The 20,665-nt window shown below is 70.7% G+C and carries 22 protein-coding genes and 3 pseudogenes; 7 read left to right on the plus strand and 18 right to left on the minus strand.

Annotated elements, in window-relative coordinates:
• Positions 1–6 precede the first annotated feature (6 nt).
• Positions 7–945, plus strand: coding sequence for an EamA family transporter (locus ABZ876_RS21465; RefSeq protein WP_361783344.1), 939 nt, complete (start codon positions 7–9; stop codon positions 943–945).
• Positions 942–1,586: a GNAT family protein gene (locus tag ABZ876_RS21470; protein ID WP_361783347.1), complete on the plus strand. Its 645-nt coding sequence runs from the start codon at positions 942–944 to the stop codon at positions 1,584–1,586. Before ABZ876_RS21465 ends, ABZ876_RS21470 begins: the two co-directional genes overlap by 4 nt.
• 132 nt (positions 1,587–1,718) lie before the next feature.
• On the opposite strand, the gene ABZ876_RS21475 is transcribed toward ABZ876_RS21470, so the two are convergent.
• The 15 genes and pseudogenes from ABZ876_RS21475 to ABZ876_RS21545 all read right to left on the minus strand — a co-directional run.
• Positions 1,719–2,519, minus strand: a complete 801-nt coding sequence (locus ABZ876_RS21475; protein WP_361783751.1) for a sugar phosphate isomerase/epimerase family protein — start codon at positions 2,517–2,519, stop codon at positions 1,719–1,721.
• A 91-nt stretch (positions 2,520–2,610) separates the two neighbouring features.
• A complete protein-coding gene (locus tag ABZ876_RS21480) occupies positions 2,611–3,651 on the minus strand; it encodes a LacI family DNA-binding transcriptional regulator (RefSeq protein ID WP_361783350.1) in 1,041 nt (346 codons plus the stop codon).
• 205 nt (positions 3,652–3,856) lie between these two features.
• Positions 3,857–4,261: a gas vesicle protein K gene (locus ABZ876_RS21485; RefSeq protein WP_361783353.1), complete on the minus strand. Its 405-nt coding sequence runs from the start codon at positions 4,259–4,261 to the stop codon at positions 3,857–3,859.
• Positions 4,245–4,508: a gas vesicle protein gene (locus tag ABZ876_RS21490; protein WP_361783356.1), complete on the minus strand. Its 264-nt coding sequence runs from the start codon at positions 4,506–4,508 to the stop codon at positions 4,245–4,247. Before ABZ876_RS21490 ends, ABZ876_RS21485 begins: the two co-directional genes overlap by 17 nt.
• Complete coding sequence (locus tag ABZ876_RS21495; protein WP_361783359.1) at positions 4,505–5,362, minus strand: GvpL/GvpF family gas vesicle protein; 858 nt, start codon at positions 5,360–5,362, stop codon at positions 4,505–4,507. Before ABZ876_RS21495 ends, ABZ876_RS21490 begins: the two co-directional genes overlap by 4 nt.
• 257 nt (positions 5,363–5,619) lie before the next feature.
• A pseudogene (locus ABZ876_RS21500) lies at positions 5,620–5,952 on the minus strand (gas vesicle protein); the annotation flags it as partial.
• A gap of 81 nt (positions 5,953–6,033) precedes the next feature.
• Positions 6,034–7,200, minus strand: coding sequence for an SRPBCC family protein (locus ABZ876_RS21505; protein WP_361783362.1), 1,167 nt, complete (start codon positions 7,198–7,200; stop codon positions 6,034–6,036).
• A complete protein-coding gene (locus ABZ876_RS21510; protein WP_361783365.1) occupies positions 7,193–7,783 on the minus strand; it encodes an ABC transporter substrate-binding protein in 591 nt (196 codons plus the stop codon). The genes ABZ876_RS21505 and ABZ876_RS21510 overlap by 8 nt, the downstream gene beginning before the upstream one ends.
• Before the next feature lie 82 nt (positions 7,784–7,865).
• On the minus strand, positions 7,866–8,129 hold the full coding sequence (locus ABZ876_RS21515) for a gas vesicle protein GvpG (protein ID WP_361783368.1): 264 nt from the start codon (positions 8,127–8,129) through the stop codon (positions 7,866–7,868).
• Positions 8,130–8,174: 45 nt separating this feature from the next.
• Positions 8,175–8,888 carry a GvpL/GvpF family gas vesicle protein gene (locus ABZ876_RS21520; RefSeq protein ID WP_361783371.1) on the minus strand — a complete coding sequence of 238 codons (714 nt, stop codon included), beginning with the start codon at positions 8,886–8,888 and terminating at the stop codon, positions 8,175–8,177.
• A gap of 8 nt (positions 8,889–8,896) precedes the next feature.
• Entirely contained in the window at positions 8,897–9,349 is a 453-nt protein-coding gene (locus tag ABZ876_RS21525) for a gas vesicle structural protein GvpA (protein ID WP_361783374.1), read from the minus strand.
• Between the two features lie 42 nt (positions 9,350–9,391).
• Entirely contained in the window at positions 9,392–9,760 is a 369-nt protein-coding gene (locus tag ABZ876_RS21530; RefSeq protein WP_361783754.1) for a gas vesicle protein, read from the minus strand.
• A 274-nt stretch (positions 9,761–10,034) separates the two neighbouring features.
• A complete protein-coding gene (gene rbsD, locus ABZ876_RS21535) occupies positions 10,035–10,409 on the minus strand; it encodes a D-ribose pyranase (protein WP_361783377.1) in 375 nt (124 codons plus the stop codon).
• The gene (locus ABZ876_RS21540; RefSeq protein ID WP_361783757.1) at positions 10,406–11,305 is read right to left on the minus strand and encodes a ribokinase; all 900 of its coding nucleotides are present in this window, start codon (positions 11,303–11,305) and stop codon (positions 10,406–10,408) included. Before ABZ876_RS21540 ends, rbsD begins: the two co-directional genes overlap by 4 nt.
• Positions 11,306–11,554: 249 nt before the next feature.
• Positions 11,555–11,857 (minus strand): annotated as a pseudogene (locus tag ABZ876_RS21545) (ATP-binding cassette domain-containing protein); the annotation flags it as partial.
• Between the two features lie 142 nt (positions 11,858–11,999).
• On the opposite strand from ABZ876_RS21545, the gene ABZ876_RS21550 reads away from it, so the two are divergent.
• On the plus strand, positions 12,000–13,397 hold the full coding sequence (locus ABZ876_RS21550) for a protein kinase (RefSeq protein ID WP_361783380.1): 1,398 nt from the start codon (positions 12,000–12,002) through the stop codon (positions 13,395–13,397).
• A gap of 205 nt (positions 13,398–13,602) precedes the next feature.
• Here ABZ876_RS21550 and ABZ876_RS21555 read toward each other — a convergent pair.
• Together ABZ876_RS21555 and ABZ876_RS21560 are read right to left on the minus strand one after the other, a co-directional pair.
• Positions 13,603–14,225: pseudogene (locus ABZ876_RS21555) on the minus strand (hypothetical protein); the annotation flags it as partial.
• A 33-nt stretch (positions 14,226–14,258) separates the two neighbouring features.
• Positions 14,259–14,669 carry an ATP-binding protein gene (locus tag ABZ876_RS21560; RefSeq protein ID WP_361783383.1) on the minus strand — a complete coding sequence of 137 codons (411 nt, stop codon included), beginning with the start codon at positions 14,667–14,669 and terminating at the stop codon, positions 14,259–14,261.
• Between the two features lie 202 nt (positions 14,670–14,871).
• Between ABZ876_RS21560 and ABZ876_RS21565 the strand changes: the two genes are divergently transcribed.
• Both ABZ876_RS21565 and ABZ876_RS21570 read left to right on the plus strand, forming a co-directional pair.
• Positions 14,872–15,708, plus strand: coding sequence for a helix-turn-helix transcriptional regulator (locus ABZ876_RS21565; protein ID WP_361783386.1), 837 nt, complete (start codon positions 14,872–14,874; stop codon positions 15,706–15,708).
• Between the two features lie 8 nt (positions 15,709–15,716).
• Entirely contained in the window at positions 15,717–15,923 is a 207-nt protein-coding gene (locus ABZ876_RS21570; RefSeq protein ID WP_361783389.1) for a DUF397 domain-containing protein, read from the plus strand.
• A 4-nt stretch (positions 15,924–15,927) separates the two neighbouring features.
• Here ABZ876_RS21570 and ABZ876_RS21575 read toward each other — a convergent pair whose 3' ends face one another.
• Positions 15,928–16,431 carry a hypothetical protein gene (locus ABZ876_RS21575; protein WP_361783392.1) on the minus strand — a complete coding sequence of 168 codons (504 nt, stop codon included), beginning with the start codon at positions 16,429–16,431 and terminating at the stop codon, positions 15,928–15,930.
• 54 nt (positions 16,432–16,485) lie between these two features.
• Here ABZ876_RS21575 and ABZ876_RS21580 point away from each other — a divergent pair, with 54 nt between their 5' ends.
• The gene (locus tag ABZ876_RS21580; protein ID WP_361783395.1) at positions 16,486–18,750 is read left to right on the plus strand and encodes an ATP-dependent RecD-like DNA helicase; all 2,265 of its coding nucleotides are present in this window, start codon (positions 16,486–16,488) and stop codon (positions 18,748–18,750) included.
• A gap of 232 nt (positions 18,751–18,982) precedes the next feature.
• Positions 18,983–20,272 carry a citrate synthase gene (locus ABZ876_RS21585; RefSeq protein WP_361783398.1) on the plus strand — a complete coding sequence of 430 codons (1,290 nt, stop codon included), beginning with the start codon at positions 18,983–18,985 and terminating at the stop codon, positions 20,270–20,272.
• Positions 20,273–20,665 lie beyond the last annotated feature (393 nt).

Raw genomic sequence — 20,665 nt, forward strand, 5'->3', positions numbered from 1 at the left:
CGAGCCATGCGACCCGCACATCTCCTCCTCGCCGTCCTCGTCGCCGCCGTCTGGGGCGTGAACTTCACGGTCATCGAGATCGGCCTCGGCCACTTCCCGCCCCTGCTGTTCTCGGCCCTGCGCTTCCTGGCCGCAGCCGTCCCGGCCGTCTTCCTCGTCGGGCGCCCCAAGGTCGCCTGGAAGTGGATCGTGGCGGTGGGGCTGGTCCTGGGCGTCGCCAAGTTCGGCCTGCTGTTCCTCGGCATGGACGCGGGCATGCCCGCCGGACTCTCCTCCCTGGTACTCCAGATCCAGTCCGTCTTCACGGCGCTGATCGCCTTCGCGGTCCTCGGCGAACGGCCCACGCGCATACGGACCCTGGGGATGACGGTGGCCCTGGCCGGGGTCGTCCTCGCAGCCGTCGACGAGGGCACGGCCGGCCCGCTCGGCGCGTTCGCCCTGGTGATCGCGGCGGCGGCCTTCTGGGGCCTGTCCAACGTCCTGACCCGCAGGGCGTCCCCGCCCGACGCGCTCAACTTCATGGTGTGGGTGAGCACCGTGCCGGTCCTGCCCCTGCTCGTCCTGTCCCTCCTGACGGAGGGCCCCTCACGGGACCTCGCGGCCCTGCGCGCCCTGGACTGGCAGGGCGCGGGCGTCGTCCTCTACGTCGCCTGGATCACCACGGTGTTCGGCTTCGGCGCCTGGGGCTGGCTGCTGCGCCGCCACCCCGCGTCCACGGTCGCCCCGTTCTCCCTGCTCGTCCCCGTCTTCGGCATGTCGTCCGCGGCCCTGTTCCTGGGCGAGCAGATCACCCCGCTGCGCTGGGGCGCGGCGGCGCTGCTGGTGGGCGGGGTGGCGCTGACGTCCCTGACCCCGGGGAAGACCCGGCCGGCAAAGGTTGTCGTCGCGGGCGAGAGGGAAATCCGCTCGACGACGGCGGGCGGACCCGCGAGGCTTCAGCCGTGACGTTCATCTTGAGGGGACCGGTCCTGGAGGGCACGCTCGTGCGGCTGGAGCCGCTGGAGCACCGGCACGCGGCCGACCTGGCGGTGGCGGTGGAGGAGGACCGGACCTCCTACGCTTACACCTGGGTGCCCAGGGCCCATGAAATCGGGGACTACATCGACGCACAGCTCGCCCGCGCGGCGGAGGGCCGGCTCGCGCCGTACGCCCAGATCTGCCTCGTCACGGGACGCGCGGTCGGAACCACTTCCTTCTGGGACCCTCGCTGCTGGCTTTCGGACGACCGGCTCGATGCCATCGAGATCGGCTTCACCTGGCTCGCCCGGTCGGCCCAGGGCACGGGTGTCAACGCCGAGTCCAAGCTGCTGCTGTTCCGCCACGCGTTCGAGCAGTGGGGTGTTGCGCGCGTCGACCTGAAGACCGATGCGCGCAACGCCCGCTCCCGCAGGGCCATCGAGAGCGTCGGAGCCCGCTTCGAGGGCGTCCTGCGCAACTGGTCCCGTTCCCGGACTCCTGGGGAGCAGGACCGGCTCCGGGACTCCGCGATCTACTCGATCACGGCGGAGGAATGGCCCGAACGCCGCCCGCTCTTGGAGGCGAGGGTGCGGAAGTCGGTCCAGGGGGCGGGGGAGACGGTGAGGTAGGGGCGGTCGGGGGCCTTGGAGTCGCGGATGTGTATGAGGGCGGCTTTGGGCGACCTCTACGCGATCGCCCCACCGGGAAAGTGAGGGCGCACGGCTCCGACTCCGCATCCGGCGGCCGAGGTTCACGCTGCGCTACGCCGACTCGCTGAGCAGCCGTGCCAGGTGGTCCCGCCCGGCGTCCAGCAGTTCCGGCAGCGGCGCCGCCGTCTCGTGCCAGCGCTTCTCGTACTCCCAGCACAGCCAGCCGTCCCAGCCGTGGCGGGAGAGGACCTCCACGGACTCGGTGAGCGGGAGGACGCCGGAGCCCAGCGGCAGCGGGGTCCTGTCGTCGGCGGAGGCGATGTCCTTGACCTGGACGTAGCCGAGGTACGTGGACAGGGCCGCGTAGGTCTCCTGCGGCTGCTCGCCGCCCAGCCAGGTGTGCATCACGTCCCACAGTGCCCCCACGTGGCGGTGGCCCACCGCGCCCAGGACGCGGAGGACGTCCGCGCCGGTGGGGTGGGAGTCGTGGGTCTCCAGCAGGATCCGCAGGCCGAGGTCGGCGGCGTACTCGGCGGCCGTGCCCAGGCGCCGGGCGGCGGTCGCGTCGGCAGTCTCCGGAGACTGCTCGGTGCCGCCGCCGGGGAAGACCCGCACGAAGGGGGCGCCCAGGTCGCGGGCGAGCTCCAGGAGCGCGCGGATCTCGGCGAGCACGGGTTCGTCGTCACCGGGCGCGGCGACACGCGCGTAGCCCGCGAGTCCCAGGATCTCGACGCCACTGCCTTCGAACTCGGCGGTGATCGCGGCCCGTTCGGCGGGCGCGAGGCCGGGGTGCACGGGCTCCTCGGGGTGCGCACGCAGTTCGACACCGTGATAGCCGTGCGCCGTCGCGAGCCGGACGACGTCCCGCATGGGCAGACCGGGCACACCAAGGGTGGAGAACGCCAGCTTCATGGTCACGGAACCTACCCCGCCACCCGCGGGTAACGCCCGTCCCGAGCCGCGGCCGGTGTGGCGTGGCGCGCGGCGTCCCGGTGACGGGTGCTCAGCCGCGGGGTACCCCGGTCGACCCCCGTACCATCAGCTCCCCGGGCACCATGGCGATCCCGCCCGGCGGCGGCTCCTCCCGGCCCCTCGCGATGCGGCCCGCCCGGGCGCCCGCCTCCGACAGCGGCAGCCGTACCGTCGTCAGGGCCGGTACCGCGTCGATCGCGAAGGGGAGGTCGTCGAAGCCGGCCACCGACACGTCCTCGGGGATGCGCAGACCGAAGTCGCGCAGTGCCGCGCAGGCGCCCAGCGCCACCGTGTCGTTCGCCGCCACGATCGCCGTCAGCGACGGCTCCCGGCGCAGCAGTTCCCGCGTCGCCTCGTAGCCGGCGCGGCGGTCGTAGCGCCCGTGCACCGTCAGCCGCGGGTCGTCCTCGATCCCGGCGGCGGCCAGGGCCGCCCGGTGGCCCTCCAGGCGGTGACGGGTGGTCGTGCGCTCCTCGGGGCCCGCGATATAGCCGAGCCGCCGGTGGCCGAGGCCGGTCAGGTGCTCGGTGAGCCGCTGTCCGCCGCCGCGGTTGTCGAAGGTCAGAGCGATCGCCTCGGAGGCGGACGGGCGGCCGCACAGCACCACGCGCGTTCCCGCCGCCGCCAGTTTGCGCAGCTTGGCGCCCACGGCCTCGATGTGCGCGCTGTCCTCCACCGCGCCGCCGGTCAGCACCACGGCCGCCGCCCGCTGCCGCTGCAACAGCGTCAGATACGTCAGCTCCCGCTCCGACGAGCCGCCGGTGTTGCAGACCACGGCGAGCCGCTCGCCGCCGGCCCGTCCCCCGGGGCCCCCGATCTCCGACTGGATCGCCCTCGCCATGATCCCGAAGAACGGGTCGGCGATGTCGTTCACCAGGATCCCGACCAGGTCTGAGGTGGCCGCCGCGAGCGCGCTCGCCGGGCCGTTGAGGACGTAGTCCAGCTCGTCGACCGCGCGCAGCACCCGCTCCCGGGTGGAGGCCGCCACCGGGTAGTTCCCGTTGAGCACACGCGAGACGGTGGCCGGCGACACCTGCGCGCGCGCCGCCACGTCCGCCAGGGTCACCGTCATCGTCGTCTTCCTCCGGTCGCGTGTCTTGTCAGGGATTCATCTACAGCTCTCCGGACACCCGTGTACAGGTCTCCGGTTCCCCTTTGTTCGACGGGTCGACCAACCAGGCGTTCGACGGGTCGACCGGCTCGGCGACGGCTCGGTCGACCTGCGGGAGTGGAAGGGTACGTGGAGGTGGCGGGCTGACACGCGTTCCCGCCCGGCCTCACGGCGGGAGCAGCGTCCCCAGCGGACCGAGGTCGAGGTTGAGGTCGGCGAGGGTGAGTCCGTACTGGTCGCACAGTTCGGCCATCCGGTCGTGCAGGAGCATCAGCGTCAGCCCGAGCCGCTCCTCCTGCTCCTCCGTCAGACCTCCCTCGTCGACGCGGCGCAGAGCCTGCCGCTCCATCAGCTGACGCAGCAGCTCGACGATGGTCAGCACCAGCTTGACCAGGTCCCGCTCCACCGTCTCCGGGTCTGTGTGCAGGCGGCGCGCGGCGCCCCGGCCGCGGCCGGACGGCGGCGGGGACATCTCGTCCGGTCTCGCCGGCAGCACGGAGAACGCCCGCGTGGCGGCCTCGGCCACCTCCCGCAGCCGGTCGGCGCCCGGGCTGTCAGACGGGTTCGTCACCGGAGCCGTCCCCTTCGGTGAGGGGCCGCCCCGACGGCAGGAAGGTCGCCCACTGCTCGTCCAGCTCCTCGCGGACGGCGACCAGCACGGCGCGCAGCGAGATCCTCACCAGGTCGATGTCGGCGATGGACAGGACGAGATCGCCGGTGAGCACCACGCCGCCGCTCAGCAGCCGGTCCAGCAGGTCGATCAGCGCGACCTGCGGCTGGCTGACCGGGCGGTCGTCGAAGGTGTCGTACTCGCTCACCGCTGCCCGGCCCCTTCCGGCGCGCCGGGTGCCAGGGGCGCGGTGAAGGAGTACGGCGCCCACGGTCCGGTGACGTCCACACGCACCCCGGGCAGGCCGTCGGCCGCGTGCAGCATCCGGGTGCGGAACTCCTCGGAGAGCCGGCGGGGGACCAGATAGGCGTCGTTGGCGACGTTCTCACCCGGCACGCGGGTCAGCCCGCCCTGCTGCGGCCGGTGCCGGGTCCGCTCCACCGCAAGGCCGCGGGCCTGCCGCTCCGTCCGCCGTACGGCCTCCTCGGCGACCCGCCACGCGTCCTCGCGCGCCTGCCGCTGATACCGGCGGCGCCGCAGGTAGGCACGTCCGGCGTCGGCACCGGCCGCGGGGCCGCGGCCGGCGGTGGCCGACTCGGAGGGGGGAGCCTCGGAGGGGGGCTGGGCGGCGGACGGGGAGGTGGTGTGCGGGGACGAGGGCGGCACTTCGGCGTACACCTTCACCCCCCACTCCACGTGGTCGGCGAGCCGGCCCAGCAGCGCCGCGAAGTGCGCCTCCCGCTCGCCGAGCATCTGCCGGACCCGTGCCTCGTCGAGGTACACGGTGGCCAGCCGCAGCGGAAGGACCGTGGTGTGCGCGGCGAGGGTCTCGATGACGGAGTGGTGCGCGCGGGCCGTCGCCTCCAGCCAATCCAGGTCCTCCAGGCCCACCTTCAAGGCCGCCTCCGAGAACCCTTCCCAGGGCACCGCGCTGACCGCGGCGGCCACCGCGCCCGAGCGGACCAGGGCGACGGGTGCGTCCGCCACCCCGCGGACACCGGCGAGGTCCAGCGGAGCGGAAGACTCCACCACGGCGTATGCGTAGCACAGCTGCTCGTCCACCGGCCTCAGCTCCGGTCCTCGTCGTCACGCGCCCTGCGCGTGCCCTCGGCCGGACGGCTTCTGCGGGTGCCCTCGGGCGTACGGGTTCTGCGGGTTCCCTCGTCGCCGCGGGTGTCGTCGGTCTCGCGGTCGTACTCGGTTCCGCGCCGCTTGCGCCGGGGCTCCATGGGCGGCTCCCGGTCCGTGTCCCGGGCCTCGCGCGGGCGGCGGTCCTCCGGGCCGCTCCCGGACAGCTCAGCCGGGGACTCGGCGACCCGTCTGCGCAGCTCCTCCACCTCGGCGCGCAACCGCTCGTTCTGCTCCTCCAGGCTGAGCCGGCCGTCGGTGCGGGAAGCCCGGGAGGACAGGGCGGGGTCGTGCTCCCACCAGTCGATGCCGATCTCCCTGGCCTTGTCGACGGATGCCACCAGCAGCCGGAGCTTGATGGTGAGCAACTCGATGTCGAGCAGGTTGATCTTGATGTCGCCGACGATGACGATGCCCTTGTCGAGCACCCGTTCAAGGATGTCGGCCAGGTTCGCGCCGGACCCCTGCTGGTTGTACGGGTACAGGGCCCGGGACGTGGGGACGGCGGGCTCGGAGTCGGTCACGGCACACTCGACCTCGTTTCGCTGAGGCCCCGGCGTCGGCGACGCGGGAACCGGCGGGCTCGCGCACCTCAGCGTCCGGATCTAACCGCGACGCCGGCGCCTCTGCGGGGCTTCTTCCTCCGTCTCGTCGTAGCGGTCCTCGGGCTCTTCGTCCTCCTCCCGGTCGCCTTCATCGGATTCCTCGGAGGCGAATTCGTCCTCGTCCCCCTCGTCCTCCTCGCGCCCCTCCTCTTCGCCTTCGTCGTCCTCTTCCTCTTCCTCGTCCTCGTAGCGCTCCTCGGGCTCCTCGCCCTCCTCGCCCTCTTCTTCCTCTTCTTCCTCGTCCTCGGGGTAGAGCTCCTCGTCCTCGTCGCGCCCCCGGCCCCGCTCACGCTCCTCGCGGTCCCGCTCCTCCTGCTCGGCCTCCTCGACCTCCTCCGGGCTGCGGACCACCTCCCCCTCGCGGATCTCGCCGCGCCAGGCACCGGTGGCCTCCCCGCGCTCCATGATGAACGCCCGGTAGAGCTTCAGATCGAGCCGGGCACGACGGCCCTGGGCCCGCCAGAGGCTCCCGACCCTCTCGAAGAGACCCTTGGGGAAGTACTGCATGCAGAGCAGCACCTTGGTGAGCTGGTCCCCGAGCGGATGGAAGGTGACGACGCCCTTGGTGGTGCCCTTCGCCCCCTCGGAGTTCCACGCGATCCGCTCGTCGGGCACCTCTTCCGTGACGATGCCCCGGTAACGGCGGCGGACCTTGGCGATCCTGAACTGCCAGCGGGACGAGATCTCGTCGTCCTGCTCGACGTTCTCGACGCCCTTGGTGAACCGGTCGAACTCCGTGAACTGGGTCCACTGGTTGTAAGCCTCGCGCACCGGCACGCCCACGTTGACGTCCTCGATGATCATCAGGCCCTTGGCCACACCGCTGGGGCGTTTCTCGTGACGCCCTCCCGCCGCCTCCTGGGCCTTGCCCAGGACCGTGTCCTTGGCCTTGGACAGCAGCCCGCCGGCTCCCTCCTCCTGCCCGCCGCCGAGGAGCCCGCCCCCGAGGAGCTTCTTGCCGCCCTTGAGGACGAGACCGGTCAGCATGCCGGGACCGACGTGTGTGTCGGCCAGCCGGCGCGCCCCCTCGCCCAGCCGCTCGCCCAAGTCCCCGACCGCCACTTCGAGCCGGGTCCGCAGGTACTCCTCCAGCTCTTGTTTCAGCCGGTCCGTGGCGGGATTCTGCTTCGCCTGCTCACGAACCTTGCTGAGGACGCCCTCAGTCATCGTCCGGCCTCCTCGATCGTGCGGAGCCGCTCTTGGCGCGGCTCTGGGCGGCCGGCTCCTTCTTCTTGCGCGGCTCGCCTCCCTGGTCCGATCCGCGCTGATGCGCCTTCTTCCCGCGCCCCGCGCTCTGGCTTTCCTGGCTCTTGGGTGCTCCGCCCCGACGCCCCTCGCCCTTCTCCTTGTCCTTCTCCTCGCTCTTCTCCTCGCCCTTCTCCTCTTCGTCCTCGGGCTCCTCGTCCCGGCCTTCCCTGTCCCCCTCCTCGGCGCCACTGCCGCGCCCGCCCCCGCCCTGCGTTCTTTCCTTCAGCCCGGTGGTGCGGTCGTGGAGTGCGTCGGCCAGGCTCTCGGCCTTCGCCGACAGCAGGGTGGTCGCCGCGGCCTTGCCGGCGTCCGCCAGTTCGGTGCGGACCTGCTCGCTGACGTTCCCGACCAGCGGGGAGTCCTGGAGGAGCTTGTTGAGTTGGCCCGGCCTCATCCGCGAGCCGGCCAGCATCGCACCGAGACTCATGGCGAGCTTGGCCTTCTTGGTCCGGCCCAGCAGATAACCGGCGAGGACAGCCGCGCCGATCTTGGCGTTGTTCATGATTCGTCTTCTCTCCTTGCCCGGACGTCACGGCCCGCGTGTCAGGGCCGGGCCCCGCGCGCCGCGCGTCACGGCCGACGCCTCACAGCCCGCTCTGCCCGCCGCGCTGCAGCTGGTAGGCCCTGATCTCCTCCAAGCGGTGCAGCAGTTCCTCCTCACGCCGCGCGAACTCCTCCTCGCCGATGCGGCCTTCGTTCCTCGCCCGCTCCAGCTGCACGAGTCCCTCCTGCACGGGAGCGGGGTCGTAGAACTCGTCCTCGGCGGTACGCACGACCTTGTCGAGCACCCAGCCGATGCCCCGCACGGGGGCGAACGGCAGTGTCAGAATCCCGGTGACCAGTCCCATTCCGCCTCCTCGTGCCGTCCGGATGTGGTCGGTGGAAACGGTTCGTCAGGTGAAGCTGTACGGCGGCAGCGGCCCCCGTACCCGCATCTCGATGCCCTCGCCCAGGCGTTCGGCCAGTTCCCGGGTGGTCCGGGCGAACTCCTCGCCGCGCTCGTTCTCCACCAGGAAGGAAGCGTTCACGAAGTACTGCTGGGAGGGCGGGGAGACCTGCTCCGCCAGTGCGAGCGGCCGCAGTGCGGCGAGCACCTCACCGGCGAGCGCCTCCTGACGGCTCTGCACCTCCTGGGCCACGAGCTGACCGAGCGCCAGCCGGTCCTGGTACGTCCCGGTGCCGTCCCGGGTCGACTGGTTCAGCGCGCGGGCCTGCTCGGACTCCTCCAGGACGGTGCGCAGCACCGCGTCCTCGTCCTGCAGGCCCTTCACGTTGAACTCGGCCCGTCCGGTCAGCTCTTCGAGGCGCTGGGAGAACTCCCCGGCCCTCTCCGCCAGCACGGCGCGCACCGATTCCTCGTCCGGGGCGACGAACCCGAAGCTCAGCGGCAGGACGGTCCCTTCGGCCCACAGCCGTTCCTGGGCCTCGTGGTGCGCCTCCAGGTCCCGGCGCGCGACCGAGAGATCTTCGGGGGCCTCACTGACGACGGCGCGCAGGGAGTCCCCGCGTACCGTACGCAGCTCGGCGGGCGACGCGCCCACGCCCTTGATGCCGTCCAGGTCCAGGGGGTGCGCGTCGTCGGTGATCGCGTATACGTACAGCGCCATCGGTGCGCTCACTCCTCCCGGTCCTTGGATGAACGGCGGCTCGAGCCGCGCTCGACGTGCTCGCGCTCCTTCTCGCGCTTGTCGCCACCGTGGCCCTGCAGCGAGTCCGTGAACGCCTCGACCGCGCCGGTCAGCGCCCCCTTGGTCTTGCCGCGCGCGCCGCCCTCGGTGACGCCCTGGCTGACGCCCTCGATGAGGTCGGGCAGTTGCGCGGGCGCCTTGCGGCCCGACTCCAGATCCAGCCGGTTGCAGGCCTCCGCGAAGCGCAGATATGTGTCGACGCTGGCCACGACCACGCGGGCGTCGACCTTCAGGATCTCGATGCCCACGAGGGACACCCGTGCGAAGACGTCGATGACCAGACCGCGGTCGAGCACGAGTTCCAGAACGTCGTAGAGGGTTCCCGAGCCCCCGCCGCCCCCGGCGACGGCTCCACCGCCACCTCCTGGCACCACAGTCACGATTTTTTCCCCTCGTAAGCCTCACGCGAAGGAGGAACGCTGCTAGCGGCCCTCTTTGTCGACCTGTGCGCGGGTGTAGCGGCGTGCACGCTCGTACGCCATCAGCTGACCCGCGGGATCAAGAACGACCTTGTAGCTGGCCATCACGCTGCTCGTGTCCGGGATGCGCTCCAGCTCGACGACCTCCACCAGGGCCTCCCAGCCGTCGGGCGTCGGCTTCAGCGACGAGACGGACTGAGGGGCGCGTCCCAGCAGCTCGGAGAGCTGCCGCGCCGCGTTCCGCATGGCCTGGGGGGCGGGCACGCGCTCGGGGGCGGAGCGCTCCGGCTCCTTCGCGGACGTCTGCCGCTCCCGGCCGGACGGCTCCCGCGACGCGGGACGTGCCTTCTTGGGCTCACGGTCGTTCGTGATCATTCACCTTCTTGCTCTTTCGTCCATGATTCACCCTATTTGGGTCGTATGCCAGTCATATGTCCTTCTTTTCCGTAGGCCCGGGACACGAAAAGAATTTCCTCTCCGGCTTGTGCAACCCTCCCCGCATCCCGCGTGTCGTACTGGGCGTCAGAACTTCTGGGAGGGGGATCTGGGGGGATCGCGGGGGTTCTGATGTGGAGGGGAAGCCGAGGGGCCCGGTCTGTGGACCGGGCCCCTCGAAGTCTCCGCGAGCCGCGCGGGCGGGTGTGGGTCAGAAGAAGAGCCCGCAGCGCAGCAGCACATTCGCGTACGGCCTGGCCTCGCCCGTGCGCACGACCAGACCGGCCTGCGCGGTCATCCGCTTCAGCTGCTTGTGCGGGACCGGCGCCAGCTCAGGGAAGCGCGCCTCCAGGAACGCCGACGCCTGCGCGTTGGCGTCCCTGACCTCCTGCGCCGCCGTCGCGCCCTCCACCAGCTCGTCCAGGACCTCCGCGAAGGACGGGATCCCGACGCGGAACGCCAGGTCGACCACGCGCGGACCGTCCGGTATCGGCACGCCCGCGTCGCACACCAGGACCCCGTGCCCATGGCCCGGCTCAGCCAGCGCCCCGGCGAGGTGACGTTTCAGAATTCCGGCCCTCTTCACAGTGCGGCGACCTCTTCGGCGGTCGGGAAGGACTCCTGGGCCCCGGGGCGTGTGACCGCCGCCGCCCCCACCCGCGCCGCGTACGCCGCCGCGTCCGCCAGCGACGAGCCGGTGCCCAGCCGCCACGCCAGCGCCGCCGTGAACGCGTCGCCCGCACCGGTCGTGTCCACCGCGTCCACCTTCACGGACGGGACACGGGTCAGGGCCGCCCCGTCCGCCACCAGCGCGCCCTGAGGGCCCAGGGTGACCACCACCGACCGCGGCCCGAGCGCCAGCAGCGCGGCCGCCCAGTCCTCCGGCGAGCCGTCCAGCGCACGCCCCGCGATCACCCGTGCCTCGTGCTCGTTCACGATCAGTGGGTCGCACGCCGTCAGCACCTCGGCGGGCAGCGGTCCGGGCGGCGACGGGTTCAGCACGAAACGGGTGCCGGGCGGCAGGTTCCGTACGACCTCCTCGACCGTCTCCAGCGGGATCTCCAGCTGCGCCGAGACCACCCGGGAGGCCCGCAGCAGGGCGCCGGCGGCCCGCACGTCCTCGGGCGCGAGCCGCCCGTTCGCCCCCGGTGAGACCACGATGCTGTTGTCGCCCGACGGATCCACCGTGATCAGCGCGACCCCCGTGGGCGCCCCGCCGACCAGCACCCCCGTGGTGTCGACGCCCGCGTCGCGCTGCGTACCCAACAGCAGCCGGCCGTGCCCGTCGTCGCCCACGCGGGCCAGCAGCGCCGTACGGGCGCCGAGACGGGCGGCGGCGACCGCCTGGTTCGCGCCCTTGCCGCCCGGGTGGACGACGAGGTCGGAGCCGAGCACGGTCTCCCCGGCCGCGGGCCGCCGCTCCACCCCGATCACCAGGTCGGCGTTGGCCGATCCCACGACCAGGAGGTCGTAGTCGTACAGGAGGTCGTAGTCGTACATGAAAGGACTCCCTGAGAGATGACTGGGGGCGGGCGGTCACAGGACCGCCCGCCCGTTTCGCGACGTCAGCCGCTGAACCCGGCCACGTTCTGCTTCGTTACCACCTTGACCGGCACCTTCACCGTGGTGGCGACATCCTTGCCCTGGGCCGCGCGCAGCGTGTTGTCCACCGCGATCCGCCCCAGCTGCGTCGGCTGCTACGCCACCGGGGCGTACAGCGTGCCCGCCTTCCTCGGCCACGGTCAGGTCCGGGACCAGATTGAACTCCTGGTAGATGGTGGCGATCCCGAGCTTCTCGGCGTCCTGGGCGCCCTGGATGCGCACCTCCCGGCCGCCGACGTGGATCCGGCCCGCGGCGGGCGTGTAGGCACCGGAGAGCATCTTGATGAGGGTGCTCTTGCCTGCGCCGTTCTCACCGAGCAGCGCATGGACCTCACCCCGGCGCAGATCGAAGTCGACGCCGTCGAGCGCGACCACGCCGGGGAAGGTCTTGCGTACGCCCTCGATGCGCAGCAACTCGTCCGGTTCGCTCACGACGTGCTCCTCTGCACTGACGTGCTCCTTCGCACTGGGGGGAGGATCGTCACATGGGTACACCGGCCTGCCCTGGGTACGCGTGCTCGGCGCCCTCCCGGTGAGGGCGCCCGCCCCAGCACGCGACACGGAGGGAGACGACATGAGGCTCAGCCGGCCGGCTCTGGCGCTGTCCCGGTGTGCCACGGAGGTGCTGGGCGGCCGGTACCGTCTGGACGCGGTCATCGGTTCGGGTGGCACGGGCGACGTCCACCGGGGCTACGACCTGCGTCTGAAACGGCCGGTGGCGGTCAAGGTCTTCCGTACCGACGCCGACATCGACATGGAGGACCGCCTCGACAACGAGGCGGTGATCCTGGCCCGGCTGCACCATCCCCGGCTGGTCAGCGTCTACGACGCCGGACGGCACAACGGCCGCGCCTACCTGGTCATGCAGCTGGTCGAAGGTCCCACGCTGAGGAAGCGCATCACCGCGGGCCCACTGGCCCCCGCCGAGACCGCCGCGCTCGGTGCCGACCTCGCCCTGGCCCTGTCCCACGCCCACGAGGCAGGGGTCGTCCACCGCGACGTGAAGCCCTCGAACATCATTCTGGACGCGTCCGGTCGGCCCCACCTGACCGATTTCGGCATTTCCCGGCTGCTCGACTCCACTACCCGCACCGCCACCGGCACCCTCGTCGGCACCGCCGCCTACCTGTCCCCCGAGCAGGTGCTCGGCAGCCCCGTCGGCCCGCCCGCCGACGTCTACGCCCTCGGGCTGGTCCTCCTCGAATGCCTCACGGGCAGACTCGAATACGACGGTGGCCCCCTGGAGGCCGCGATCGCGCGACTCCACCGCGCGCCCGAGCTGCCCGGCTTCCTGCCGGACGAACTCGTCGCCCTGCTGCGGGACATGACCGCGCTGGAGGAGGGGACGCGGCCGTCGGCACGCGACTGCGCCGGGTCACTGACCGCCCTCGCCGGCACGGCCGACTCGCGGTCCGTCACGTTCCCGGCCGATGTCACGAGCATGGTGCCCAGCGAAGCACCGGCGAGGGCCGACGTCACGCACCCGTATCCGCCGCCGCACGCCGAGGGCACGCCCAGCCGGAAGGGTGCCGCGCCCGCACGGGGGCGGCGGGCGGTGACCGGCGCAGTGGCCGCGCTCGCCGCTTTCACGGCCGCCGCGTTCACCGTCTCCGACGGCTTCTCACATCAGGGAAGCGGTGCCGCAACGACCCGGGCCGCCGGTACCCCTTCCGCGCGCGCCGAGCACCCGGACGCGTCCTCTGCCGGGAGCGAGCCGCGATCCACGGCTCCGGCGTCCCCCACCCGCGACACCTCCGTCGTACGGCTCCGCGACGCCGCGCTCGAACGGAGCGCGGGCCCTGCCTCCGTCACGACGCGGCCCGGGGCCGGGGCGAAGCGCCCGAACGGGCACTCCGGCAAACCCGGTAAGTCCGGGAAAGCCGGCAAGCCCGGTAAGGCCGGGAAGTCGCAGGAGAAGGCCGAGGAGAAGGCTCAGAAGAAAGCTGAGAAGAAGCTCCGGAAGAAGAAGTAACAGGAGCACCTGGCTCAACCTCGACGGCGGCGGCTCCACGCTCCTGATGAACGTCCCCTGCGGCTCGGAGTCCACCGCGGGGGTCCAGCGCGCCGTGGGCTTCTTCCTCGGCGTGATCACCGACCCACGGCCGTAGTCACCCCGAACCCTCGTCACTCTCCGGCGAACAGCTCCGCCCGTCGGTGGCTCGTACGGCGCGCTGGGCTCGCTTCGTCTGGGGGTCGGCCAGGCAGGAGTCGACGAACTGCACGAAGACCGCGGCACTGTCGGGGTCGATGGTCCGCAGGGCGGATGCCAGCGATTCCAGTATGGCGGGCGCCCGGGGGCCACGCCCGTGTGTCATCCCCGAGAGCACCGCAAGGGGGACATCCCGTTCGGCCTGCCGCTCGTCGGCGATCACCGGCACGTTGTCCGGGTCGAGGACGAATGGACGCACCGTCAGCGAGTGCCAGCCAGGGAAGCCCAGCCGGATCGGCCGGGACGCCCACCGCGCGGTGTCGCTGCTGTGGGTGATGACGATGAGCACGGGCTCGCAGCGGTATTTCTCGTACTGGTGCGACAAGTAGTACGGCCACTGCCCCGCTTGCGGTCGTCCGCCTTCTCCTGGGACTCGACCACGAGGAGGTACGTCCCCTCGTCGGTCTCCGCCCGGAGCAACGTGTCCACCCGGCGCTCGACCGGTTCGAACTCCGTGAGGTCCACGTTCAGCGCGGCGATCTCCCTGGGCTCGGGAAACGGCACGTGCAGTACCCGTTGTAACGCTCGCGTCAGCGGCGTCGGATCCTTCTGGAAGATCCGGTGCAGCGCCTCGTGCGACGAGCCGACCAACTGCTCTCCTGTCCGTACGACGTGATCAACGAGCTAGGCGGCCACAAGTTCGCACCACACGTACTTCCCCCGGCCCCCGAACCGAGCCGACGGTTGCCATCCCCAGTACTCCGCGCAGGCCATCACCAGCCCCAGCCCCCGTCCCTCCTCGAGGTCCACGGCCCGCTCCAGCGGTTGGGGCGGCGGAGGCGGCGCGGGGTCCGTGTCCCACGCCCCGATCCACACCAGCCCCTCCGTCGACCGGCGGACCCGCAGCGCGGCCGGTCCTTTGGTGTGCCGTACGGCGTTCGACACCAGCTCCGCCGCGAGCAGTTCGGCGGTGTCCACCAGGCCGATCAGTCCATGCATCGTCAGGATCAGGCGCAGGGTGCGGCGGCAGACGGTGACGGCTCTGAGGTCGTTGGGAATGTAGAGGGTGTAGTCCCAGGACTCGTTTTCGGGCATGCGTCATCAACTCCGTGGGGTTCGGGGGGTTTGCGCGTTGCGGTGGCATGCCGCGGCCGCCGTGGCAGGGCGGGGCGGTGCGCTTCCGCTGCGTGTGCGCTGCGTCACCGACGGTAGGGCTAATTGTTTAAACTCCGCAAGCCGATCCCGTAATGTGACACCGAACGAGTCGCGTCTGTGGGTGCGTTGGGAGGCGTCGGCGATGGCGTTGAGGAGTGAGCCGACCGCCCGTCAGCTGCGGCTGGCGGTCGAGCTGCGCAGGCTTCGCGAGGCGGCGGGACTGACGGCCCGGGAGGCGGCCAGGCTGCTCGGGGTGACCGCCCCGGTCATCAGCCAGATCGAGTCCGGCATCGCCGGCGTCAGCGAGCAGCGGCTGCGCCGTCTCGCATCTCACTACGAGTGCACGGACACGAAGTTCATCGACTCCCTGGCCGCCATGGCCACCGAACGCGGGCGCGGCTGGTGGGAGGAGTACCGGGGCCTGCTGCCCACGGCGTTTCTGGATCTGGCCGAGCTGGAGCACCACGCCGGGTTCCTCAGGGAGGTCGCGCTGCTTTTCGTGCCGGGCCTGTTGCAGACCGAAGAGTACGCGCGCGCCGTCTTCTCCGCTCGCGTGCCGGAACTGACCGCTGAGGAGCTGGAGTTGCGAATTCGGCACCGCATGAGACGCCAGCAGACCGTCTTCCCGTACGAAGCAGTGATCCATGAGGCGGCGCTCCGTATCAGGGTCAGTGATCGGGCCGCCACGAAAGCGCAGCTTGCGCGTCTGCTGGAGCTTTCCGACGCGGACCACATCACCGTGCGGGTCATCCCCTTCGACCTGGACGGCTTCGCGAGGGCTTCGAGTGCCATGACCTATGCGGGCGGCCCGCTGCCCAGGCTGGACACGGTGGTGCGGGACGCACCACACGGTTCGGTCTTCGTCGATTCGGAGGCACAGCTCACTGCCTATCGAACGCGCTTCCGTAAGGTGGAGGCCGTATCGCTGGGACCTGACCGGTCGCGCGACTTCCTGCACGTGCTGGCGAAGGAGCTGTGAGGCATTCCATGACCACCCCTGTGAACTGGTGGAAGTCGTCCTACTCCGGCGAGGGAGACGGCAACGCCTGCGTCGAGATAGCGAGTTCGCCCACCCACACAGCCGTCCGCGACTCGAAGGCCCCCGCTCGGGCCACCCTCACCTTCCCCGCCTCCGCCTTCGTCACCTTCCTCGAAGGGCTGAAGGGGAACCCGGACGTCCACTCGTTCTCCTGAACCCTCAGAACAGGAAGACCACGGCGAGGGCGATCAGCGTGCCCAGGGCTATGGCGGCGCCGACGAGGCCGGCGGCCAGGGCTGCCTTGACGCTGGCGGGGCGGATCTCCTGCCAGCCCAGGTCCCGGGCCACGCCCCGGATCAGGCGGTGGCCGGCGGCGGACGAGAAGGAGCGGCGCTCGGTGCCGTCGAGGCTGCGGCTCCAGGTGGCGTACACGTTCCGGCCGGAGGACACCGTCTTGCTGGTGCGCACTCCGCCGAGACCCGCCTCGTACTCGACGGTGCGGACGATGTCCGTCATGGAGAAGCGCCGGTCCTCGGGGTGCAGTACGACCCGGTAGGTGTGCACCTGGCTGATCCGCCGCGCGGCCAGCGGCGACCGGGGGACGTCCACGATCAGGTCGAAGCCCGGCACGGTCCGGCGCGGCCGGTACCGCGTGTCCGCGGTGGCGGCCACGATGCGGTCGTAGAAGTCCTGGTGGGCGTCGGGGGTGCCGGAGTCGATCACGGGCAGGCACAGTAACAGTGGGCCGCTGTCAGAGCGCACCGGTACCGTCGGACCATGTCCAACCAGGCGGGGAACTCCACGGGTGAGCGGCGTCTCGCCGTGCTCGAAGGCGTGCTGGAGCGTGTCACGTACGCCAACGAGGAGAACGGCTACACGGTCGCCCGGGTCGACACCGGCAGAGGCGCCGGGGAACTGCTCACCGTGGTCGGCGCGCTGCTCGGGGCCCAGGTGGGGGAGTCCCTGCGCATGGAGGGGCGCTGGGGGTCGCATCCGCAGTACGGCAAGCAGTTCCACGTCGAGAACTACACGACCGTCCTGCCGGCCACCGTGCAGGGCATCCGCCGTTATCTCGGCTCCGGCCTCGTCAAGGGCATCGGCCCCGTCTTCGCCGACCGCATCACCCAGCACTTCGGCATCGACACCCTGAGAATCATCGAGGAGGAGCCCAAGCGGCTCATCGAGGTCCCCGGCCTCGGGCCCAAGCGGACCAAGAAGATCGCGGACGCCTGGGAGGAGCAGAAGGCGATCAAGGAGGTCATGCTCTTCCTCCAGACCGTCCAGGTCTCCACGTCCATCGCCGTGCGCATCTACAAGAAGTACGGCGACGCCTCCATCTCCGTCGTGAAGAACCAGCCCTACCGCCTGGCCGCCGACGTCTGGGGTATCGGCTTCCTCACCGCCGACCGCATCGCCCAGTCCGTCGGCATCCCGCACGACAGCCCGGAGCGCGTCAAGGCCGGACTTCAGTACGCGCTGTCGCAGTCCGCCGACCAGGGCCACTGCTATCTGCCCGAGGAGCGGCTCATCGCGGACGCGGTCAAGCTTCTCCAGGTCGACACGGGGCTCGTCATCGAGTGCCTGGCCGAGCTGGCGGCGCCCCCGGAGGACGGCTGCGACCCCGGCGTCGTACGGGAGAAGGTGCCCGGACCCGACGGAGACGGGCATGTCACCGCCGTCTACCTGGTCCCCTTCCACCGGGCCGAACTCTCGCTCTCCGCACAGCTGCTGCGTCTGCTGCGGACGGACGAGGACCGGATGCCCGCCTTCCGGGACGTGGCCTGGGACAAGGCGCTGGGCTGGCTCAGGGAGCGCACGGGAGCGGATCTCGCCCCCGAGCAGGAGGAGGCCGTACGGCTGGCGCTGACCCGGAAGGTCGCCGTCCTCACCGGAGGCCCCGGCTGTGGCAAGTCCTTCACCGTACGGTCCGTCGTGGAACTCGCCCGGGCCAAGCGGGCCAAGGTCCTGCTCGCGGCGCCCACCGGACGCGCGGCCAAACGCCTGTCCGAGCTGACCGGCGCCGAGGCCTCCACGGTCCACCGACTGCTCGAGCTGAAGCCCGGCGGCGACGCGGCCTACGACAGGGACCGCCCGCTCGACGCCGATCTGGTCGTCGTGGACGAGGCGTCGATGCTCGACCTGCTGCTCGCCAACAAGCTGGCCAAGGCCGTCCCGCCGGGCGCCCATCTGCTCTTCGTCGGCGATGTCGACCAGCTGCCGAGCGTCGGTGCCGGAGAGGTCCTCAGGGATCTCCTCGCCGAGGGAAGCCCCATCCCCGCCGTCCGGCTCACCCGGGTCTTCCGCCAGGCCCAGCAGTCCGGCGTCGTCACCAACGCGCACCGCATCAACGCCGGACAGCACCCGCTCACCGACGGCCTGAAGGACTTCTTCCTCTTCGTCGAGGACGACACCGAGGAGGCCGGCCGGCTCACCGTGGACGTGGCGGCACGGCGCATCCCGGCCCGGTTCGGCCTCGATCCGCGCCGGGACGTCCAGGTGCTCGCCCCGATGCACCGGGGCCCCACCGGCGCGGGCACCCTCAACGGCCTGCTCCAGCAGGTCATCACGCCCGGCCGCCCCGACCTGCCCGAGAAGAGGTTCGGCGGCCGCGTCTTCCGCGTCGGGGACAAGGTCACCCAGATCCGCAACAATTATGAAAAGGGCAAGAACGGTGTCTTCAACGGCACCGTGGGCGTGGTCACCTCGCTCGACCCGGTCGACCAGCGCCTCACGGTGCTGACGGACGAGGACGAGGAGGTTCCCTACGAATTCGACGAACTGGACGAACTGGCACACGCGTACGCGGTGACCATCCACCGGTCTCAGGGCAGCGAGTATCCGGCGGTGGTGGTCCCGGTCACCACCGGAGCCTGGATGATGCTCCAGCGGAACCTGCTCTACACGGCGGTCACCCGGGCCAAGAAGCTGGTCGTTCTCGTCGGTTCACGCAGGGCGATCGGGCAGGCGGTGCGCACGGTCTCGGCCGGCCGGCGCTGCACGGCCCTGGACTTCCGGCTGTCACCCGGACCCCTCGACGGCTGACGTCCCGGCCTTGTGACCGGCCTCCCAAAAAATGATCGATCAAACGAGTCGCGAAGGTCACAGAGCACTTCCGGAAGCGGGCGAAGGGGGGCAGGATGAGCAAGTTGACGGCACTCAGTGCCGCCGATGAGCCCAATGGTCGACCCCGAGTGCACTCTCCTGCGCCAAATGGGGGATGGTAGAGACAGTCAGGGCACCTCGAAGATGAGGCACTACGTCGGTGAGGGAAGACGTGAGCGACAACTCTGTAGTACTGCGGTACGACGGCGGCGAGTACACCTATCCGGTGGTCGACAGCACCGTCGGTGACAAGGGCTTCGACATCGGAAAGCTCCGCGCCCAGACCGGTCTGGTGACTCTGGACAGCGGGTACGGCAACACGGCCGCCTATAAATCCGCCATCACCTACCTCGACGGCGAGGCGGGCATCCTCCGGTACCGCGGGTATCCCATCGAGCAGCTGGCCGAGCGCTCCACCTTCCTGGAGGTCGCCTACCTGCTGATCAACGGTGAGCTGCCGACCGTTGACGAGCTCACCACGTTCAAGAACGACATCACGCAGCACACCCTGCTGCACGAGGACGTCAAGAACTTCTACAAGGGCTTCCCGCGCGACGCCCACCCCATGGCGATGCTGTCGTCGGTCGTCTCGGCGCTGTCCACGTTCTACCAGGACAGCCACAACCCCTTCGACGAGAAGCAGCGCAACCTCTCCACCATCCGCCTGCTCGCCAAGCTCCCGACGATCGCGGCGTACGCGTACAAGAAGTCGATCGGTCACCCGTTCGTCTACCCCCGCAACGACCTCGGCTACGTCGAGAACTTCCTCCGCATGACCTTCTCGGTCCCGGCACAGGAGTACGAGCTCGACCCGATCGTCGTCGCCGCGCTCGACAAGCTGCTCATCCTGCACGCCGACCACGAGCAGAACTGCTCGACCTCGACGGTCCGCCTGGTGGGCTCGTCGCAGGCCAATATGTTCGCGTCGATCTCGGCCGGCATCAACGCACTGTGGGGCCCGCTGCACGGCGGCGCCAACCAGTCCGTGCTGGAGATGCTGGAGGGCATCCGCGACGCCGGCGGCGACGTCGACACCTTCATCCGCAAGGTGAAGAACAAGGAGGACGGCGTCCGCCTGATGGGCTTCGGCCACCGGGTCTACAAGAACTTCGACCCGCGCGCGAAGATCATCAAGGCGGCGGCGCACGACGTCCTCTCCGCTCTCGGCAAGTCCGACGAGCTGCTGGACATCGCGCTGAAGCTGGAGGAGCACGCGCTCTCCGACGACTACTTCGTCTCGCGCAGCCTCTACCCGAACGTCGACTTCTACACCGGTCTGATCTACCGGGCCATGGGCTTCCCGACCGAGATGTTCACGGTCCTCTTCGCCCTCGGCCGGCTGCCGGGCTGGATCGCCCAGTGGCACGAGATGATCAAGGAGCCGGGCTCCCGCATCGGCCGCCCGCGCCAGATCTACACGGGCGTGGTAGAGCGCGACTTCGTTCCGGTCGAGGAGCGCTGAGCTTCCGAAAAGCAGACGTAAAAGCAGAAGGCGCCCCGGCGGCGGTCCCCCCACGGGCCGACGCTCGGGGCGCCTTCCCATGTCCCGGTGCGGATTCCCCCCACGGGATCCGGCCGGGCGTCTGCGGGACAGCGCCTGAGTCGCTACGAGCAAAACGAGCAGAACTCGGCGTACCACTGCGATGCGGTCTGCCGGGACGCGTACGGACGGGAGGGCCGCTCAAAGCTCCCCGGTGTACGTGTCCCGGCAACGCAGTTTCCCGGGAACGTCCCCCAAGACATCCCCAGATGTCAGTCGCGCCCCCCAAGACGCTTCCGACATCGCCAACTTAGACCCACGAACCCTTCCGTTGGTTACGTTCACATCACTGTGATCTGCGTCTCTTGCATACGT

Origin of the sequence: Streptomyces sp. NPDC046931 (assembly GCF_040644655.1) — a bacterium.
Lineage (GTDB): Bacteria > Actinomycetota > Actinomycetes > Streptomycetales > Streptomycetaceae > Streptomyces.

What these genes read in the sequence shown, in the direction of transcription:
- ABZ876_RS21465 (WP_361783344.1), top strand. Translation starts at nt 7, where the DNA reads ATGCGACCCGCACATCTCCTCCTCGCCGTCCTCGTCGCCGCCGTCTGG.
- ABZ876_RS21475 (WP_361783751.1), bottom strand. Translation starts at nt 2,519, where the DNA reads ATGAAGCTGGCGTTCTCCACCCTTGGTGTGCCCGGTCTGCCCATGCGG.
- ABZ876_RS21480 (WP_361783350.1), bottom strand. Translation starts at nt 3,651, where the DNA reads ATGACGGTGACCCTGGCGGACGTGGCGGCGCGCGCGCAGGTGTCGCCG.
- ABZ876_RS21505 (WP_361783362.1), bottom strand. Translation starts at nt 7,200, where the DNA reads ATGACTGAGGGCGTCCTCAGCAAGGTTCGTGAGCAGGCGAAGCAGAAT.
- ABZ876_RS21510 (WP_361783365.1), bottom strand. Translation starts at nt 7,783, where the DNA reads ATGAACAACGCCAAGATCGGCGCGGCTGTCCTCGCCGGTTATCTGCTG.
- ABZ876_RS21515 (WP_361783368.1), bottom strand. Translation starts at nt 8,129, where the DNA reads ATGGGACTGGTCACCGGGATTCTGACACTGCCGTTCGCCCCCGTGCGG.
- ABZ876_RS21520 (WP_361783371.1), bottom strand. Translation starts at nt 8,888, where the DNA reads ATGGCGCTGTACGTATACGCGATCACCGACGACGCGCACCCCCTGGAC.
- ABZ876_RS21550 (WP_361783380.1), top strand. Translation starts at nt 12,000, where the DNA reads ATGAGGCTCAGCCGGCCGGCTCTGGCGCTGTCCCGGTGTGCCACGGAG.
- ABZ876_RS21560 (WP_361783383.1), bottom strand. Translation starts at nt 14,669, where the DNA reads ATGCCCGAAAACGAGTCCTGGGACTACACCCTCTACATTCCCAACGAC.
- ABZ876_RS21565 (WP_361783386.1), top strand. Translation starts at nt 14,872, where the DNA reads ATGGCGTTGAGGAGTGAGCCGACCGCCCGTCAGCTGCGGCTGGCGGTC.
- ABZ876_RS21570 (WP_361783389.1), top strand. Translation starts at nt 15,717, where the DNA reads ATGACCACCCCTGTGAACTGGTGGAAGTCGTCCTACTCCGGCGAGGGA.
- ABZ876_RS21580 (WP_361783395.1), top strand. Translation starts at nt 16,486, where the DNA reads ATGTCCAACCAGGCGGGGAACTCCACGGGTGAGCGGCGTCTCGCCGTG.